Genomic DNA, 18479 nt, shown 5'->3' on the forward strand with positions numbered 1-18479 from the left:
AAAACTGCGCAGCGGACGTGCCGCCGGGCTGCGATCCTGAGCGCCCGAGCCCCCACGAGACCCATCGTGAAAGACGAGTCCCTCTTCCGTACCGAGGCGCTGGAGGCCCAGCGGACCAACTGGCTGGGGCCGGTGGTCCTCGCCCAGCCCCTCTCCTTCGCCATTCAGGCCGCCCTGGCCGGGCTGGCCGCGGCGGCCCTGATCGCCCTGTTCGCCTTCGGCAGCTACACCAAGCGCACCACCGTGGGCGGGCAATTGCTGCCGGCCGGTGGCTGGTCGAAGGTTTATCCCCAGCAGGCCGGCGTGGTCACCGACAAGCGGGTGCGCGAGGGGCAGCCGGTGCGCCGGGGCGACGTGCTCTACGTGCTGTCCCTCGACCGCCGCAGCGACGCCGCCTCGGGGGGGCTGGCCGGCATCAGCGAGCAGGTGGCCGCCCGGCGCAACAGCCTACGCGCCGAGCTCGGCAAGACCGAATCCCTGCAGCAGGAGCAACGCGCCGCCCTGCTGCGCAAGCGCGAGGCCTTCGAGGCCGAGCTGCGGGTGATCGCCGAATCCATCGCCGGGCAGAAGAGCCGCATCGCCTTGGCCGAGGACACCCTGGCGCGCTACCGCGGCCTGCTCGAGAAGGACTACATCGCCGGCGAGCAGGTGCAACTGCGCGAGGCCGACCTGATCGACCAGCGCTCCCGGCTCCAGGCCCTGGAGCGCGACCGGCTGAACGTGCAGCGCGAGCTGACCCTGCTCGGCGGCGAACTCCAGCGCCAGCCCCTCGAGCAGTCCCGCGAGCTCTCCGAGCTGCGCCGCAATATCTCCAGCACCGACCAGGAGCTCGCCGAGAGCGAGCTGCGCCGCCAGGTGCTGATCCTCGCGCCGCGGGACGGCGTGGCCACCGCGGTGACCGCCGAGGTGGGGCAGAGCGTGGACGGCAGCCGCCCGGTGGTGTCCATCGTGCCCCCCGACGGGCGCCTGCAGGCCCACCTCTTTGCGCCGAGCAAGGCGGTGGGCTTCGTGCGCGAGGGCGACCGGGTGATGGTGCGCCTCGACCCCTACCCGTACCAGAAATTCGGCCATCTGCCCGCGCGCGTCACCCAGGTCGCGCGGGTGGCCCTGTCCGGGCAGGAGCTGTCGGCCCTCGGCCTCGGCGAGGCCGCGGCGACGGAGCCCCTCTACCGCATCACCGCCGAGCTGGACGCCCAGACCATCACCGCCTACGGCGAAGCCCGCCCGCTGCAGGTGGGCATGCAGCTGCAGGCCGACATCATGCAGGAGCGCCGCAAGCTCTACGAATGGGTGCTCGAGCCGCTGCTGACCATCTCCGGCAAGCTCTAGCGCCCGGCCCGCCGCCCCCACACGACCTCCGCCATGTCCCTGATCACCCAACTGCCCGGCCTGTTCGGGCGCACCCTGCCGGTCATCCTGCAGACCGAGGCCACCGAGTGCGGCCTCGCCTGCCTGGGCATGGTCAGCGGCTACCACGGCCAGCGCACCGACCTGGCCACCCTGCGCCGCCGCTTCTCGATCTCCCAGTACGGGGCGACCCTGGCCCAGCTGATCGGCATCGCCAACGCCCTCGGCCTGGCCAGCCGGCCCCTGCGCCTCGACCTCGAAGACCTGCCCCAGCTGCGCACGCCGTGCATCCTGCACTGGAACCTCAACCATTTCGTGGTGCTGAAGAAGGCCACCGGGCGGGGCATCGTGATCCACGACCCGGCCACCGGCCAGCGCCAGGTGTCGATGGACGAGGTCTCCCGCTGTTTCACCGGGGTGGCCCTGGAGCTGTGGCCGTCGGCGAGCTTCCGGCCGGCCGCGCCGCCGCCGTCGATCCGCTTCCGCGACCTCATCGGGCGGGTCGATGGCCTGCTCGGCGCCGGCACCCAGGTGCTGGTGCTGGCGGTGGCGCTGGAGGTGTTCGCGCTGGTCAGCCCCTTCTACCTGCAGTGGGTCATCGACCACGTGCTGCTGTCGGCCGACCGGGACCTGCTCACCACGCTGGCCCTTGGCTTCGGCCTGCTGCTGATCCTCCAGCAGCTGTTCACGGCCCTGCGCGGCTGGCTGCTGCTGCACATCGGCACCCACCTCAGCCTGCAGTGGCAGGCCAACGTGTTCGCCCACCTGCTGCGGCTGCCGGTGGCGTATTTCGAGCGCCGCCACCTGGGCGACATCGTGTCGCGCTTCGGGGCGGTGGACGAGATCCGCCGCCAGCTCACCGCGTCCTTCTTCTCGGCCCTCATCGACGGCCTGATGGCCGGCGTCACGCTGGCCATGATGTTCCTCTACAGCCCGCCGCTGGCCTGGCTGGCGGTGGGGGCGATGGTGGCCTACACGTTGATCCGCAGCCTGTGGTTCCGGCCGCTGCGCCTCGCCACCGAGCAGGAGATCGTGCACCACGCCAGCCAGCAGAGCCACTTCCTCGAGACGGTGCGCGGCATCAAGGCGGTCAAGCTGTTCCAGCGCCAGAACGAGCGCCGCTCCGGCTGGCTGAGCCTGGTGGCCGAGCAGGTCAACGCCAGCGTGCGCACCCAGCGCCTGGGCATCGCCTTCCAGACCACCAACGGGCTGCTGTTCGGGCTGGTGGGCATCGCCATCCTGTGGCTCGGCGCGCGGCAGACCCTCGACGGCGCGATGACCGTCGGCGTGCTGATGGCCTTCAAGGCCTACAAGGACCAGTTCGATGGCCGCCTCGCCGGCCTCGTCGAGAAGTACTTCGAGCTGCGCATGCTGCGCCTGCAGGGCGAGCGGCTGGCCGACATCGTGCTGACCCGCCCCGAGGCCGACGCCCCGCCGCCCGCCGGCGCCGACGCCCCGGTGCCGGCGATCCGCCTGCGCGGCCTGCGCTTCCGTTACGCCGACAGCGACCCGTGGGTGGTGGACGGCATCGACCTGGACATCCCGCCCGGCCAGTCGGTGGCCTTCGTCGGCCCCTCGGGCTGCGGCAAGAGCACCCTGATCAACCTCATCCTCGGCGTCTTCCCGCCCGTCGCGGGGGACATCCAGATCGGCGATCTCAGCCTGCGTCAGGGCGGCGAGGCCTGCCGCGCGCTGATCGGCACGGTGATGCAGGACGACACCCTGTTCGCCGGCTCTATCGCCGACAACATCTGCTTCTTCGACCCGGCCCCCGACCGCCGCCGCATTGAGGAGTGCGCCCGGCTGGCCCACATCCACGACGAGATCGCCGCGCTGCCGATGGGCTACGGCACCCTGGTCGGCGACATGGGCACGGTGCTCTCCGGTGGCCAGAAGCAGCGCATCTTCCTGGCCCGGGCGCTGTACAAGCAGCCGCGCGTCCTGATCCTCGACGAGGCCACCAGCCACCTGGACGTGGACTGCGAGCAGGCGGTGAACCGGGCGATCCAGTCGCTGGCGCTGACCCGCATCATCGTCGCCCACCGCCCCGAGACCATCCTGAGCGCCGAGCGGGTGGTGGTGCTCGGCGGCGGCAAGGTGGTGGACGACCTCACCATCGCCGAGCTGCTAGCCCGCCAGTCGGCGGCGCCGGCGGAGTCCGCCCGGTGAGGCGCGTCGCCCTTGCGCTGACCGCGCTGGCGGCGTGGGGCAGCGCGCAGGCCTTCGACCCGCTGGGCAGCGAGCGCCTGCTCGCCGCGCTGCCGCCCCCCGGCCAGTTGCCCCTTGATGCCGAGCTGGCGGGCGGCCCGGCCTGCCCGGCGCCGGGCGTCGATACCCGCGGGCCGATCAGCCTCGGCGAGGTGGTCAAGCGCGCCCTCTGCCACGACCCGCGCACCCGCCAGGCCTGGGCCGAGAGCCGGCTCCAGGCGGCCCGGCTGGGCGTGGCCCGCGCGGCTTACCTGCCGACGCTCACCGCTAGCCTGTCCGAGGCCCGCAGCGGCCAGACCGTCAGCCAGGGTGGCGCCAGCACCCGCACTGATGCCGGCACCCGCAGCACCCGCCTCGACCTCGGCTGGAACCTCTTCGACTTCGGCCAGCGGGAGGCCAGCGTCGAGAGCGCCCGCCAGACCCTCCAGGCCGCCGTGGCCAGCCAGGACCTGGGCGTGCAGACGGTGTTCCTGGACGCCGCCAACGCCTACTTCGGGCTGCTCGCCGCCCAGGGCGAGCTGGCGGTGGCCCGGGAGGTGGAGCGCATCAACCTGGAGAGCTTCATGGCCGCCGAGGCCAAGCACGCCGCGGGCATCGGCGACCTCACCTCCAAGCTGCAGACCCAGACTGCCTTTGCCCAGGCGATCCTGGCCCGGGTGCGGGCCGAGGGCGCGCTGCGCAATGCCCGGGGCCGGCTGGCGGTGAGCATCGGCGAGTCGCCCCAGCGGCCGCTCACTGTGGAGGCCGACGATGCCCGCCTGCCCGACACCGACTTCGTGAAGGGCGTGGCCGACATGCTGGAGCTGGCCCAGCAGGCCCACCCCGAGCTGCGCGCCGCCCGCGCCCGCCTGGACGCTGCCCGCGCCCGCAGCAGCGCCGCCGGGCGGGCCTACCTGCCCACCCTCAGCCTCAGCGCCAGCCGCAGCCACACCGGCAACGACTACGCCGCCGCCGCGGTGCCCGACCTGGCCCAGCGCGACAGCCGGGTCGCGCTGCAGCTCGCGGTGCCGATCTTCGACGGCTTTGCGAAGCACTACCAGCTGAAGGCCGCCGCCGCGGAGGTGGAGCTGGCCAGCGCCGACCTGCGCAGCGCCGAGCAGCGGGTGGCGCTGGAGGTGTGGCAGGCCTGGCAGACCCTGCAGAGCGAGACCGAGGCCCTCGCCGGCACCGAGAAGCTGCTGGGCTTCGCCACCAAGTCGCTGGAGGTGGCCCAGGGCCGCTTCAAGGCCGGGGTGGGCTCGACGCTGGAGCTCCTCGAAGCCCAGCGCGCCATGGCCGACGCGGCCCAGCAACGCATCAACGCCCTCGCCAGCTGGCGCGCCACCCGCCTGCGCCTGGCGGCCAGCCTGGGGCGGATCGGCTTCTGGAGCGTGCGGGAAGGGTGACGCTGTGGTGGCCGGAGTGCCCTCCCGCGCGTTTCGGCCGCGTAAACGGCAGCGCCCGGCCAGAGGCCGGGCGCCGAACCGGGCCGTGGTGGCTCTCAAGAAAACGCAAGGCTGCCCCAGGTTTCCTTGACCCCCACGGGGAGCCCGGCCCTGGGGGCGCTCAGTTCTTCTTGAGCGGGCAGGTGTTGAAACCCAGCAGCGAGTAGGCCGGGCAGGTGCCCAGCAGGCCGGTGGCCAGGGGCATCACGCCGATCCAGGCCCAGGCCGGGCCGTCGCCGACGGCGGCCCAGGCGATCAGGCCGAGGCCCGCGACGATGCGCAGAATTTTGTCGATGCCACCCACGTTGTTTTTCATGATGCGCTCCCGATCCGATGAATGAGGTCGGTATTTCAGCATTTGCTGATGGAGGCGTCTGTAACCTTGGTTACACAGCCGCGGCCGTCAGCCCCCGGCGATGCGGCGCAGGCCGGCGGGGTCGAGGATGCCCACCTGTTCGCGGGCGAGGCTCACCAGGCCCTGCTCGGCGAAGCCCTTCAGCAGGCGGCTGACGATCTCGCGCACGCTGCCCAGCTCGTCGGCGAGCTGCTGGTGGGTGGTGTGCACGCTGGGGCCCTTGCCGAGAAGCAGCGCGGCGAGGCGCTGGTCGAGCTTGCGGAAGGCGACCTCCTCGATGAGCTGCATCAGCCCGGCGATGCGCTCGGCGAACAGCTGGAAGACGAAATCGCGAAACGCCGCCTCGCCCAGCAGGGCCTGGAAGTCGGCGCTCGGCACCAGCAGCAGGGTGCTGTCGACCTCGGCCACGCCGCGGGCGTTGTAGGGCGCGTGGCCGAGCAGGCAGGCCGACGAGATGATGCAGGTCTCGCCCGGGGTGACCCGGTACAGCGGCAGCTCGCGCCCGTTGGGGGCGGCCTTGACGACCCGGATGCTGCCCGCCAGCACGAAGGGAAAGCCCGCGCAGGCCTGCTGCTCGTCGAACACGCAGGCCCCCGCCGGCACCTGCACGAGGCGGGCCCGCCCCTGCAGCCGCTCGCGGGCGGCGGCGGGCAGGCCGGCCAGCACCGGGTAGAGCGCGGCGAGGGGCGTCGCGGAGGGTTCGAGCGCCGGGCCGCTCACAGGGCGATCTCGGCGATCACCGGCGCGTGGTCGGACGGACGTTCGAGCTTGCGCGGGGTCTTGTCGACGACGCAGGCGCTGCACTTTTCGGCCAGCGGGCTGGAGAGCAGCAGGTGGTCGATGCGCAGTCCGAAGTTGCGGCGGAAGGCGCCCATCCGGTAGTCCCACCACGAGAAGCTGCGCTCCTCCTGCTCGAACAGCCGGAAGGCGTCGGTGAGGCCAAGGGCCAGCAGGGCCTTGAAGGCGTCGCGCTCGGGCACGGAGACGTGGATCTCGTCCTTCCAGTCGGGGTGGGCGTCGCGGTCTTCCGGGGCCACGTTGTAGTCGCCAGCCAGCACCAGGCGCGGCGTGGCGGCCAGCTCGACCTTGAGCCAGGCGGTGAGCGCCTCCAGCCAGGCCATCTTGTAGGCGAACTTGTCGGAGCCCACCGCCTGGCCGTTGGGGAAGTAGCCGCACACGATGCGCACGCCGTCGAGGGTGCCGGCGATGATGCGCTTCTGCTCGTCGGCGAAGCCCGGGATGTCGAGGGTGACGTCGGCCAGCGGCTTCCTGCTGAGGATCGCCACGCCGTTGTAGGTCTTCTGCCCGTTGAACACCGCCTGGTAGCCGGCGGCCTCGATCTCGGCGAGGGGGAAGGCCTTGTTCTCGCACTTGAGCTCCTGCAGGCACAGGGCATCGGGCTGGTTGGCGGCCAGCCAGTCGAGCACATGGGGCAGGCGGACCTTGAGGGAGTTGACGTTCCAGGTGGCGATCTTCATGGGGGCTTGAAATCCGGTGTTGGCGCGGGTTTTGGTTCTTGTGACGGTGTCTGGCTACGCCCCTGGCGACGCACACGCCAGGGGCTGGGCGTGATTGTGCCAGCCGCCGGGCAGGCGGTGGTCCATGCTTTGCGCCCGGCCCTTTCCGCGCTGGCCTGCCAAGCTTCGTCCCTCGTCGCAGGCGTGTGAAGACTTTCATCATAGTAAGAACCTTTTTCGCAGGCTTGCGATAAAGGGTTCTAGCCCTGCAACCAAGGGTCGCAGGGCTGAGATGGTCTTCATCATAGTAAAAACCCTTGATCGCACGTCTGTAATCAAGGGTTTTAGCTATGCAATGAATGGTTGGGGCGCTGCGATGTGTCTCAACACGCCTGCGATCATTGACGCGCAGCTTGCGAGGGATGGTTGCAGCTCGGCGATTGATGACCGCAGGCCTGCAACCCATCTCGGCACGCCTGCGGTCATCGATCCGCAGCTTGCGATCGATGATCTCAAGCCTGTCGAGAGGCATGGCAGGCCTGCAGCGCGGCTCGTCATGCGGCGTGAGTCTCTCGAGACTGCCGCGGCCCACCATCCCCCCGGCGGTAGCCTTCCCGCCGCCTGGCTTCGGCCGCCCGCCGGTGATCAGAAGCGGAGGGCCAGCCCTGCGCTGGCGCCGATGGCGCGGGCGTCGTTGAGGTTGCTGCGGTCGGCCCGCAGGCCGGCGAAGAACGGGCCGTAGTGGAGCGCGGCGCCGACGCTCTTGAAGCGCGGTTCGTAGGACAGGGCCAGGCGGCCGCTGTCGGCGCGGCCCCAGGCCACGCTGGCCTCCGGCAGGATCAGGCCGCGGATGGCCGCCGCGCTGGCGCCGAAGGTCCAGTCCGCCAGGGCCCATTCCGCCGCGATGGCCGCCTTGGGCTTGAGCTGCAGGGTGTAGTCCCGGTAGCTGTTGGTGCCGGTGATCTTGGCCTGGGCTGCAGGGGCGTTGAACTGGAGGGGCCAGCTGGCATCGTTGAAGTTCTGGACCATCTGCGGCACGTTCTGCCAGCTGAGGCGGCCGAACAGGTCGTTGACGGCGGCCCGCACCCGCAGGTTGTCGCGGGGTGCCCACTGCATGCCGAGGTCGAGGGCGTAGCCCCAGCCTTCGCTGGTGCTCTGGCGGGCCAGCGGGGCGAAGTCGTTGAGGTCGGCACGGGCCGGGTCGGTGTAGTCGAGACCGGTGTACATCAGCTCGCGGCGTCCGTTGACGGTGGCCACGCCGCCGGCACTGACGGCGCTGCCGGTGACGTGCTCGACGCGCAGGAAGCCGGCCTTCAGCAGGTTGAGGGCGGCGCCGAAGCGCAGCGGGCCCGCGTCGGCTGGCTGGGACCAGGCGAGGCGCAGGCCGTCGGCCGAGAAGCCCCTGAAATGGTAGTTGAGGTGGCGGGTGCCCGGCTGGGCGAGCAGGGCGTCGGGGTTGGATTGCTGTTCGTAGTAGACGCGCACCGTGTCCCGGTTGCCTTCGCCGAAGGCGTCCACCCGCTTGTAGGCGCCGAGGGTCCAGTTGTTCCAGGACTGGCTGGCCTCGAGGCGGGCGAAGCCGACGGCCAGGTTGCGCCCAGGGCGCGGGTCCGGCTCGTTGCGCCAGGTGTCGGCGATGCGGTGGGCGGGTACGAAGTCGTCGGCGGCGAAGCCGGTGGCGGCGACCCGCAGGGTTGGGCGGGGGTTGTCGACGGCCGGGTTGGTGATGGCCATCAGATCTGACGCATCGGCCTGGACGGCGAGGGGCGCGGCGCACAGGCCGAGCAGGAGGAAGCGGCGCATGTCTGGGAGTTTCGGGTGGAGGGTGGAAGACAAAAAAGCGGGCGCCGATGCGCCCGCTTTGAAATGGAGTGCCGCCTCGTTCAGATCAGCGATTCAAAGGTGCCGTCGATGAAGGTCACGCGCTGGTTGCTGATGGTGCCGAGGGTGGAGCCGTCGGCCTTCTTCACTGTGCCCGACCTGGTCGCGTTGTCATAGGTGGCGGTGATGCCGTTGGCGTTCCTGAGTTCCCAGGTGCTCTGGCGTTCGCCATCCGCAGTGCGGGTCTCGGTGCCCGTGCCGGTGATCTGCAGGCCGTTGGTGCCAGTGAAGCTCAGTGTGGCGGTGCGCTGGGTGTAGCTGGGGTTCGAAACCGCCAGATCCACGCCGACGCCGACGACACCGGCGGTCTTGTAGGCCGTGCCCTTGAAGCCGAAGCCCACTTTCTCGAAGTTGCTGGCGGAGATCTCCTGCGTCAAGTCGACGCCCGAGCGGTCGAGGGATGCGGTGAGGGTTCCTTCGAGGAACTTGAAATTGGTCGCCGTGTTGGTGAAGCTGCCGACGAGCCTGCCGTCCTTGGGGGCGGACTGGCCGTCCTTGGATCGGGTTTCGCCGCTGAACTCGAGGGTGCCGTTGAAGCGATGATGCGGGCCGGTGAGGACAGCAACGAACTTGGCGGTCTTCTGGGCTTCGTTGATCGTGACTTCGGTGGCCTCGAACTTCAGGGTGCTGGTGACGCCGTCCGCCCTGAGTGAGTTCAGGGTGCCGCTGCCGCTCCACGCCTGCTGGCCGGCGCTGCCGCTCTGGGTCAAGCTGAAGTTTACGGCAGTCCTGGTGGCGTCGCCGGTCATCGGGTAGAAGCTGCCACTGAGTGTCGTGGTGCTGCCCGACAGACTCAGGGTGCCGGTCAGGCCGGAGAGGTTGCTTATCTCCCAAGTGCGGAGGTCTTGTGCTCGCGTAATCGACCAATCGACCGTGCCAATGCCGCGCAGGTTCAGGAAGACCTCGTAGGCCTTCTGGGTGTTCGGTGAGACGACATAGCAGACAGCGCTGGTGGCGGTGGTCTTCTCGCACTGCCCGTTGTCGCTTTCTGCGTAAGTGTCGGACCCTGCGAAGAAGTTGGCGGATGCTTCGGTGATCAGGCTGAGACTGCCGATGATGCTTTCAACGTCGGCTCCGCCCCGGAAGTCGGCCTGCAGCTGAGCATTCTGCACATCCAGCGAGCCGGTGCCGGCGTCGTTGCTGACCGACATGACGCTGGTGCGCAGGTCGGCGAAGATCTGCTTGGCCTGCTGCAGGGCCGTGCCGGCGGCGAGGATCTTATCCACGTCGGCCTGGACATCGGTGACCCGGGTGTGGAGGGTGGTGTCGTCATCCAGCAGGTCGAGTGCCGTCTTGGCGTCGGGACGGGCATATTTGTCGACGGCTGTCTGCAGCGCGGTCCTCAGCGCGGTGGTGTCGACGGCGACGGTGTTCAGGTTGCCGTCGTTCTTGAGGTCGTCGGCCAGGGCCTTGGAGAAGGCGGCGATGCCCCCATTGTTCTTGGCCAGCTCAGCCAGCGCAGCGAGTTTGGCGGCGAGCTTGCCGGCTTCGGTGGTGTCGAACGTGTCGTCCGGGCTGCCGATCAGGGTCGGCGCGGCGAACATGTCGCCAACCTGGAACATCTGCTGAACGGTGGCGTTCTCGCGGTTGATCTCGGTTTCGGTCTTGCCGGTGGCGAGCTTGTCGCCATCGAGCACCCGGGCGGCGGCGAGGTTGGTGAGGACATTGACGCTCAGTTCGGAGCGCACCTCGGGGACCACGGCGCTGAGGAGTTGTCCGGCGCCGAACGGCTGGTTGCTGTTGCTGGCCTCGTCGTAATAGGTGCAGCCGTCGCTGCCCTTCACCTGGGCGATGATCGGGCCGGAGTAGCCCGTCACGGTGACGGTGACGGTGCCGTTGGCGTTGATGGTCTGGCTGCTCAGCAGTTCACCGCTGCCCTTGCGGATCTCGACGGCGCACCCGGTCGAGAACTTGCCGAGGGAGGGGGTGACGGTTACGTTGGTGGAGGTCGGTGCCGCGGGGGTGGAGCTGCCCCCCCCCCTCCGCCGCCACATGCGACGACCAGCAGGGCGCCGGAGACGGCCAGCGCGACAGACGAGATTTTGGTAACCATGATTCCCCCTCGGGTGATCGGTTGTTCAGGAGTGTGTGTGTCTTGAGGAAAGCATATTATTCATTTGCGGTGTTTTTGTGTCTATTTGTTTCCTGGGGTGGGTGGTGGGCCTCACCGCTTCGCCGCCGGATACCCCGCGTCGTTGAGCAGGCGCTCCCAGGCGGAGGCGGCGTAGCCGGTTTCCATCTCCTTGCCGACGCTTAGCGTCGGGGCGACCGGGTCCTTGCCGAAGCGGGTCTTGAAGGCGGCCACGTCGTCGGTGGTCTCGAGCTTGGTTTCGGTGAAGGGGATGCCGCGCTTGGTGAGCAGGTTGCGGCCTTCGTCGCAGGGCTTGCCGCATTCGCGGCCGGTGTAGAGGGTGACCGGGAAGTCGCTGGCGGCCTTGCGGGTGACGAAGGGCAGCTGGGCGTCGCCGCGGTTGGGCTGCAGCCGGCGCTCCTCGAACTTCTTGATCGACTGCGGGGGCGGCCGGTCGCTGTACTGGGTCTGGCCTTTCTCGTCGACCCAGCGGTAGGTGTTCTGCGCCGGGGCGGGGTCGGCGGCTAGGGCGGGCAGGGCGGTGGCCAGCATCAGCAGGCTGGCGAGGATGTTCTTCATGGGGTATCTCCGGACGGCGGGGGGGGCCGCCCGGGGGGGGGGCGGCGGCCCCCGCCGCCAAGGCCCCCCCACGCCCCCGGGGGGGGGCGCGGCGCCCCGGGACTCATGCGCCGACCATGCCGCTGTGGCGCAGGAGGGCGTCCACCTGCGGCTCGCGGCCGCGGAAGGCCTTGAAGGATTCGAGGGCCGGGCGGCTGCCGCCGACGGCGAGGATCTCGTTCCAGAAGCGCTCGCCGGTCTCGGCGTCGAGCACGCTGCCCTTGGGCCGGCCGCTCTCCTCGAAGGCGGCGAAGGCGTCGGCGGACAGTACTTCGGCCCACTTGTAGCTGTAGTAGCCCGCCGCGTAGCCGCCGGCGAAGATGTGGCTGAAGCTGTTGGGGAAGCGGTGCCATTCGGGCGGGGTGAGCACGGCGACTTCGCGGCGGACTTCGGCGAGGAGGTCCATCACGTGCTGGTGGGCCGGGTCGAAGTCCATGTGCAGCAGCAGGTCGAACAGGGAGAACTCCAGCTGGCGGACGGTCTGCATGCCGCTCTGGAAGTTCTTGGCGGCGAGCATCTTGTCGAAGAGCTCGCGGGGCAGGGCCTCGCCGGTGTCGGCGTGGGCGGTCATGTCGCGCACCACGTCCCATTCCCAGCAGAAGTTTTCCATGAACTGGCTGGGCAGCTCGACGGCGTCCCATTCGACGCCGTGGATGCCGGAGACGGCCAGGTCGTCCACCCGGGTGAGCAGGTGGTGCAGGCCGTGGCCGGCTTCATGGAAGAGGGTGATCACGTCGTCGTGGCTGAAGGTGGCGGGTTTGCCGCCCACCGGCCCGGGGAAGTTGCAGACCAGGTAGGCGACCGGGGTCTCGACGCCGGCCGGGGTGCGCCGGCGGGTGATCGCGGAGTCCATCCAGGCGCCGCCCTTCTTGGTGTCGCGGGCGTAGAGGTCGAGGTAGAACTGGCCGATGAGCTGGCCGTCGCGCTCGATGCGGAAGAAGCGCACGTCCGGGTGCCACACCGGGCCGCTGTCGGGCTGGATGCGCACCTGATACAGCCGTTCGACGACCTTGAACAGGCCTTCGAGCACCTTGGGCTCGGGGAAGTATTCCTTCACCTCCTGCTCGGAGAAGGCGTAGCGGGCGATCCGCAGCTTCTCGGAGACGTAGGCCACGTCCCAGGGTTCGAGGGGGGCGAGGCCCAGCTCGTCCCGGGCGAAGGCCTGCAGCTCGGCCAGGTCGCGCTCGGCGAAGGGCTTGGCCTTGGCGGCCAGCTCGCGCAGGAAGCCCAGCACCTGCTCGGGGGAGTCGGCCATCTTGGGCACCAGCGAGACGTCGGCGAAGTGGCGGTAGCCGAGCATTTGCGCCTCTTCGGCGCGCAGCGCGAGGATCTGCCTGATCAGCGGGCCGTTGTCCCATTCGGGCTTGCTGTAGCCGTTGTCGACCTCGGCGGCGCGGGTGGCGTAGGCGCGGTAGAGGGTCTCGCGCAGCGCGCGGCTGTCGGCGTACTGCATGACCGGCAGGTAGGAGGGCATCTTGAGGCCGAACTTCCAGCCGGGGGTGCCGGCCTTCTCGGCGGCCTCGCGGGCGGCGGCGATCACGTCGGCGGGCAGGCCGGCCAGCTCGGACTCGACGGTGACGACGTGGGCGTAGGCGTTGGTGGCGTCGAGGAGGTTTTCGGAGAACTTGGCGCCTAGACCGGCCATTTCTTCCTGGATGGCCTGGAAGCGGGGCTTCTGGGCGTCGGGCAGTTCGGCGCCCGAGAGGCGGAAGCCGCGCAGTTCGTTGTCGATGATCCGCTGGCGGGCCGGGCTGAGCTCGGCGAAGGCGGCGCTGTTGCGGATTGACTTATATTTTTCGAAAAGCTTAAGGTTTTGTCCTAATTCGGCGTAAAACCTTGTGACCTCCGGCAACATGGCGTTGTAGGCCTCGCGCCACTCGGGGGTGTCCATCACGCTGTGCATGTGGGAGGCGATGCCCCAGGCGCGGCCGAGGCGCTCGCCGTCGTCCTCGATGGGCTGGACGAAGTTGTCCCAGCTGGGGGTGGCGGGGTCGTCCTGGAGACGTTCGACGGTGCTCCGCAGGGCGTCGAGGAGGCTGCGTACGGCGGGTTCGACGTGTTCCGGGCGGATCGCGTCGAAGCGCGGCAGGCCGGTGGATTCGAGCAGCGGCGAAGGGGTCGGGGTAGTGGTCATTGTTGTCTCGGGTAAGAGATGCGTGTGGTTTCATTTTGCCGAATTCCGCGGGGAGTGTCGCGCATCGCGGCGCGCGGAGTGGGCATGGCTCGGTTTCGATGAAGGGGGTCGGCGTGAGTGACGGTGCTTTGAACATGACGGAGCAGGCTTTCCTGCATACGCTCTCCCAGGAGCTGGAGCGGGGCGAGCTGCGTTTTCCGACCTCCATGGAGGTCACCATGCGGGTGATCGAGGCCCTGGACGATCCGGACATGGACCTGGGGCGCATGTCGGCGATGGTGTCGGCGGAGCCCCTGCTGGCGGCGCGTACGGTGGCGCTGGCCAACTCCGCCTGGTACAACCCGGGCGGGCGCGTGGTGACCGACGTGCCGAAGGCGCTGGTGCGCATCGGCTTCGGCAAGCTGCGCGCGCTGGCGATGGCGGTGGCGGCCGAGCAGCTGATCAACCGGGACGTGCTGATTCCCTTCCAGCCTCTTATCCGCCGGCTGTGGGCCCACTGCGTGGATGTGGCGGCGACGGCCTGCGTGCTGGCGCGCCGCTGTACCCGGCTCGATCCGGACGCGGCCTTCTTTGCCGGGATGGTCCACGACATCGGCCAGTTCTTCCTGCTGGCCCGGGTGTGGGAATACCCCGAGATGCTCAGCGACGAGAGCCCGCTGTCGGATCTGGTGCGGGTCTGGTATGCCCCGATCGGGCGGGCGGTGCTGTCGTCGATGGGGATGCCCCAGGAGCTGGTGGATGCGGTCGACGACCCGGAGATCTACGGCGGCGAGTGGCCGCCCGGCTCGATCACCGACCTGGTGTTCATCGCCAACCTGGTGTCGGAGACGCGCAACCCCTTCTCGCCCGAGGAGGAGGACGTCCGCAAGGGGCTCGCCAGGGCGGCGACCCTGGGGCTGGACGAGGCGCTGCTGGCCACCGTGCTGGCCGAGTCGGTGGCCGAGCGCCAGGCCCTGATCGACCTGTTCCGTATCGGTTGAAGCGCCGCCGGCCGGCGCCGGGGCGCAGGCCCACGCCGGCTCCTCCCGCGGCCCGACCGTAAACGAAACAACCCGCTGTGAGGCGGGTTGCTGCTTTTGGGGGCTGGCGTGGCTTACAGGGTCTGGCCGGTGAGGCGCTCGTAGGCTTCCACGTACTTGGCGGCGGTGCGCTCGATGACGTCGGCCGGCAGCTTGGGGCCGGGGGCCTTCTTGCCCCAGTCGAGGGTCTCGAGGTAGTCGCGCACGTACTGCTTGTCGTAGCTGGGGGGGCTGATGCCCACGGCGTAGCTGTCGGCGGGCCAGAAGCGCGAGGAATCGGGCGTCAGGGCCTCGTCGATGAGGTGCAGGGTGCCGGCGGCGTCGATGCCGAACTCGAACTTGGTGTCGGCGATGATGATGCCGCGGGTAGCGGCGTAGTCGGCGGCCTGGGTGTACAGCGCGATGGCGGCGTCACGGGCTTCGGTGACCAGCTGGGCGCCGGTCTTGCCGGTGCCCTTGAGGGCGTCGGCAAGGAGGGCGTCGGTGCGGGCCTGGGCCTGCTCGAAGCTGATGTTCTCGTCGTGGTCGCCGACCTCGGCCTTGCTGGCCGGGGTGAAGATCGGGGCGGGCAGCTTCTGGGCCTGCTGGAGCCCGGCGGGGAGCTGGATGCCGCAGATGGCGCCGGTGTCCTGGTAATCCTTCCAGCCGGAGCCGATCACGTAGCCACGCACGACGGCCTCGATGGGCAGCGGGGTGAGGCGCTTGACGACCAGCGCGCGGCCGCGCACCTGGTCCTGCTCGTCGGCCGCAACGACGCTCTCGGGGGCGATGCCGGTGAGCTGGTTGGGCACGATGTGGCCGAGCCTGGCGAACCAGAAGTTGGCCATCGCGGTGAGCACTTCGCCTTTGCGGGGAATCGGGTCCGGCAGGATCACGTCGAAGGCCGACAGGCGGTCGGAGGTGACGATGAGCAGCTTGTCGGCGTCGATCGCGTAGATGTCGCGGACTTTGCCACGGCCGAGGAGGGGCAGGCTGCGGAGGGTGGATTCGAAGAGCGGAGTGGTCACGGTCTGGGTGTCCGACGGTCAAAACGCGATTATAGCCGGCTGGCGGGGCGACGGGCAGCGCCCGCGCGAAGGGGTGGCGGGCTCAGTGCCCGGCCTCGGCCGCCGCCAGGTGCTTGCGCATGCGCCGGGTGCCGAGGGCGACCACCAGCGCGATGACGGGGATCGCGGCGGCGGTGAGGCCCTCCGGCGTCAGTGGCTCGATGGCGTGCTTGACGCCCTTCGCCATGTACTGCACGAGCTGGGAGGCGTAGTAGGTGATCGCCACCACCGACAGGCCCTCCACCGTCTCCTGCAGGTGCAGCTGCAGCTTGGCCCGGCGGTTCATCTGGGCGAGGAGTTCCTGGTTCTGGCGTTCGAGCTCGACCTCGACCCGGGTGCGCAGCAGCTGGCTGTTGCGGGCGACGCGGCTGGAGAGGTCCTCCTGGCGGCGGGCCATGGTCTCGCAGGTGTTCATGGCCGGCCGCAGGCGCCGCTCCATGAACTCGTGGAAGGTGGGCAGGCCGGGGATGCGCCGCTCGCGGAGTTCCTCGATGCGCTGCATCACCAGGCTGTGGTAGGCCCGCGTGGCGCCGAAGCGGAAGGTGGTGCGGGCCACCGAGTGCTCGACCTCGGCGGCGAGGGTGGTGAGTTCGGCCAGCACGCTGCGCTCGTCCTCCGGCACGCGGGCGGCATTGGTGCGGTCCATCAGTGCGGCGAGGCGTTGCTCGGCGCCCCCCAGCAGGCGGCCGACTTCCTTGGCCACCGGGAAGGCCAGCAGCGACATCAGCCGGTAGGTCTCGATCTCGACCAGGCGCTGCACGGTGCGGCCGGCCTGACGCCGGGTGAGGGAGATGTCGATCACCAGGAAGCGGGAGAAGCCGTCCTCGAACGCGAAGTCGGTGAACACCCAGGCCGCGCCGTCGGCCACGGTGGCGCCCACCGTCTGGCCGGTGGCGCTGAGTTGGGCCATCACGCTCTCGGGGCTGATCTCTGCCACCTGGCGCAGCTCGACGTGGGTCGCCGCCATCAGTTTGCCGGGCAGCCTGGCCAGCCAGTCGGCGGGTACCACGGCGAGGGCGGTGGTCGGCTCGGCGATGCCCTCGCCCGGGGCCACCGGGCGGAAGAAGGTGTAGCTGGAGAATTCGTTGTGCAGCTCCCACTTGAGCTGGAAGCTGCCGAAGTCGATCAGGCGGTGGCTGCCTTCGGCGTCGATCGGCTGGCCGAGCTGCTCGCCGAGGGTGATGAGGTGGCGCAGCGCGGCGCCGGGGGCTTCATCCTCGTGGTGCAGCGCCAGGTAGCTGATGAGCTGGGGGCTCTGCAGCGGCGTGGGCGGGCGGGCGTGGAACTCGTCGTTGAGGCTCTGGCGCAGCGCGTGTTCGGTGAAGAGCGGGGACAGCGGCATCGGGAGCGGTCCGTCGGCAGGGTCGGGCCGACATCTTGCGGCCGGCGTGGCCCGGCTGGCAAGGCGCGGAGGCGCGTCAGCGCAGCAGCAGGGCGGCGAGGGCGCCGCCGCCGGCCAGCAGCGCGACGGTGAGCAGCAGGCCCATCAGGCGCGCGCGGCGCCGCAGCTCGTCCACCGCCCGCACGAGGTCGGCGTTCTGTGCGGCCAGTTGGGCGAGGAGTTCGGCGCTGTCGGCCTGGCGCAGCTCGAACTCGGCGACGCGGGCCTCCAGGGCGGCGAGGCGCGCTTCGGGGCTGGCGCCGGGGTCGACGGCCGGCATCGGCGGGGCGTCGGCCGCCTTGCGCTTGCCGACCTTCTGCCACAGCTTCTTGGCGCCCTTGGCGACGGTGGGGGCGTGGGCGATGACGTCGGACCAGGGGATGGCGCTGAACAGCACCGACCAGGGAGCAGCCATCGATGGAGCCTTTCAAGTGAAAAGGGCCGGAAGACCCGGCCCTTGTTATGACTGCTTAGCGGACGATCTGGTTCAGGGCGCCGCTCTTGTAGGCCGCGGCGATCTTTTCGAGGCCGATCGGCTTGATCTTGCTGGCGTTGCCGGCAGCGCCGAAGGCTTCGAAGCGGGCCTTGCAGACCAGCTTGGCGGCTTCGCGGGCGGGCTTGAGAAACTCGCGCGGATCGAACTTGGAGGGGTTCTCGACGAAGAACTTGCGGATCGCGCCGGTCATGGCCAGGCGGATGTCGGTGTCGATGTTGATCTTGCGCACGCCGTACTTGATGCCGCGGACGATCTCTTCGACGGGCACGCCGTAGGTTTCCTTCATGTCGCCGCCGTACTCGCGGATGATCTCGAGCAGCTCCTGCGGCACCGAGGAGGAGCCGTGCATCACCAGGTGGGTGTTGGGGATGCGGGCGTTGATCTCCTTGATGCGCTCGATGGCCAGGATGTCGCCGGTGGGCTTGCGGGTGAACTTGTAGGCGCCGTGGCTGGTGCCGATGGCGATGGCGAGGGCGTCCACGTTGGTCTGCTTGACGAAGTCGGCGGCCTGGTCGGGGTCGGTCAGCATCTGGGAGTGGTCCAGGGTGCCTTCGGCGCCGATGCCGTCTTCCTCGCCGGCCTGGCCGGTCTCGAGGGAGCCCAGGCAGCCCAGCTCGCCTTCGACGCTGACGCCGATGGCGTGGGACATCTCGACGACGCGGCGGGTGACGTCGACGTTGTATTCATAGGAGGACGGGGTCTTGCCGTCTTCCATCAGGGAGCCGTCCATCATCACCGACGAGAAGCCGGAGCGGATGGCGCCCATGCAGATGGCCGGGGACTGGCCGTGGTCCTGGTGCATCACCACCGGGATGTGCGGGTAGGCTTCGACGGCGGCGTCGATGAGGTGGCGCAGGAAGGCCTCGCCGGCGTATTTGCGGGCGCCGGCGCTGGCCTGCATGATCACCGGGCTGTCGGTTTCCGCGGCGGCTTCCATGATGGCCTGGACCTGTTCGAGGTTGTTGACGTTGAACGCGGGCAGACCGTAGCCGTGTTCGGCGGCGTGGTCGAGAAGCTGACGCATGGAAACGAGGGACATGAC

General features: G+C 69.6%; 15 protein-coding genes. 4 read left to right on the top strand and 11 right to left on the bottom strand.

The features are described 5' to 3' along the window. Positions 1–66 precede the first annotated feature (66 nt). From ACE3OU_RS04495 to ACE3OU_RS04505, 3 genes are read left to right on the top strand one after another with little or no spacing between them, the layout of a single operon-like run. Positions 67–1329, top strand: a complete 1263-nt coding sequence (locus ACE3OU_RS04495) for an HlyD family secretion protein (RefSeq protein WP_374240346.1) — start codon at positions 67–69, stop codon at positions 1327–1329. A 33-nt stretch (positions 1330–1362) separates the two neighbouring features. Beyond that, positions 1363–3516 (top strand): peptidase domain-containing ABC transporter, encoded by a 2154-nt coding sequence (locus ACE3OU_RS04500; RefSeq protein WP_374240347.1) that lies wholly within the window; start codon positions 1363–1365, stop codon positions 3514–3516. Next, positions 3513–4940: a TolC family protein gene (locus ACE3OU_RS04505; RefSeq protein WP_374240348.1), complete on the top strand. Its 1428-nt coding sequence runs from the start codon at positions 3513–3515 to the stop codon at positions 4938–4940. The genes ACE3OU_RS04500 and ACE3OU_RS04505 overlap by 4 nt, the downstream gene beginning before the upstream one ends. Positions 4941–5100: 160 nt before the next feature. On the opposite strand, the gene ACE3OU_RS04510 is transcribed toward ACE3OU_RS04505, so the two are convergent. The 7 genes from ACE3OU_RS04510 to ACE3OU_RS04540 all read right to left on the bottom strand — a co-directional run bounded on the left by ACE3OU_RS04510 (position 5101) and on the right by ACE3OU_RS04540 (position 13495). Further along, entirely contained in the window at positions 5101–5295 is a 195-nt protein-coding gene (locus ACE3OU_RS04510) for a DUF2892 domain-containing protein (protein ID WP_374240349.1), read from the bottom strand. A gap of 87 nt (positions 5296–5382) precedes the next feature. Beyond that, on the bottom strand, positions 5383–6054 hold the full coding sequence (locus ACE3OU_RS04515; protein WP_374240350.1) for a Crp/Fnr family transcriptional regulator: 672 nt from the start codon (positions 6052–6054) through the stop codon (positions 5383–5385). Next, positions 6051–6812 carry an exodeoxyribonuclease III gene (gene xth, locus ACE3OU_RS04520; RefSeq protein ID WP_374240351.1) on the bottom strand — a complete coding sequence of 254 codons (762 nt, stop codon included), beginning with the start codon at positions 6810–6812 and terminating at the stop codon, positions 6051–6053. The genes ACE3OU_RS04515 and xth overlap by 4 nt, the downstream gene beginning before the upstream one ends. Before the next feature lie 624 nt (positions 6813–7436). Beyond that, entirely contained in the window at positions 7437–8594 is a 1158-nt protein-coding gene (locus tag ACE3OU_RS04525) for a DUF5723 family protein (RefSeq protein WP_374240352.1), read from the bottom strand. An 80-nt stretch (positions 8595–8674) separates the two neighbouring features. Further along, the gene (locus tag ACE3OU_RS04530) at positions 8675–10666 is read right to left on the bottom strand and encodes a hypothetical protein (protein WP_374240353.1); all 1992 of its coding nucleotides are present in this window, start codon (positions 10664–10666) and stop codon (positions 8675–8677) included. Positions 10667–10836: 170 nt separating this feature from the next. Then, positions 10837–11322, bottom strand: coding sequence for a DUF4124 domain-containing protein (locus tag ACE3OU_RS04535; RefSeq protein ID WP_374240354.1), 486 nt, complete (start codon positions 11320–11322; stop codon positions 10837–10839). Positions 11323–11425: 103 nt separating this feature from the next. Then, positions 11426–13495 carry a M3 family metallopeptidase gene (locus tag ACE3OU_RS04540; RefSeq protein WP_374240355.1) on the bottom strand — a complete coding sequence of 690 codons (2070 nt, stop codon included), beginning with the start codon at positions 13493–13495 and terminating at the stop codon, positions 11426–11428. 134 nt (positions 13496–13629) lie between these two features. Between ACE3OU_RS04540 and ACE3OU_RS04545 the strand changes: the two genes are divergently transcribed. Continuing rightward, positions 13630–14475 (top strand): HDOD domain-containing protein, encoded by an 846-nt coding sequence (locus tag ACE3OU_RS04545; RefSeq protein WP_374240356.1) that lies wholly within the window; start codon positions 13630–13632, stop codon positions 14473–14475. Between the two features lie 113 nt (positions 14476–14588). Here ACE3OU_RS04545 and ACE3OU_RS04550 read toward each other — a convergent pair whose 3' ends face one another. The 4 genes from ACE3OU_RS04550 to fba form a co-directional block, all read right to left on the bottom strand. Further along, on the bottom strand, positions 14589–15521 hold the full coding sequence (locus ACE3OU_RS04550; protein WP_374240357.1) for a phosphoribosylaminoimidazolesuccinocarboxamide synthase: 933 nt from the start codon (positions 15519–15521) through the stop codon (positions 14589–14591). An 82-nt stretch (positions 15522–15603) separates the two neighbouring features. Beyond that, positions 15604–16902, bottom strand: coding sequence for a DUF3422 family protein (locus tag ACE3OU_RS04555; RefSeq protein WP_374240358.1), 1299 nt, complete (start codon positions 16900–16902; stop codon positions 15604–15606). A gap of 76 nt (positions 16903–16978) precedes the next feature. Beyond that, positions 16979–17356 carry a hypothetical protein gene (locus ACE3OU_RS04560; protein WP_374240359.1) on the bottom strand — a complete coding sequence of 126 codons (378 nt, stop codon included), beginning with the start codon at positions 17354–17356 and terminating at the stop codon, positions 16979–16981. 55 nt (positions 17357–17411) lie between these two features. Then, positions 17412–18476: a class II fructose-bisphosphate aldolase gene (fba, locus tag ACE3OU_RS04565; protein WP_374240360.1), complete on the bottom strand. Its 1065-nt coding sequence runs from the start codon at positions 18474–18476 to the stop codon at positions 17412–17414. Positions 18477–18479 lie beyond the last annotated feature (3 nt).

The organism is Zoogloea sp., assembly GCF_041908905.1.
In the GTDB taxonomy this organism is placed as follows: domain Bacteria; phylum Pseudomonadota; class Gammaproteobacteria; order Burkholderiales; family Rhodocyclaceae; genus Zoogloea.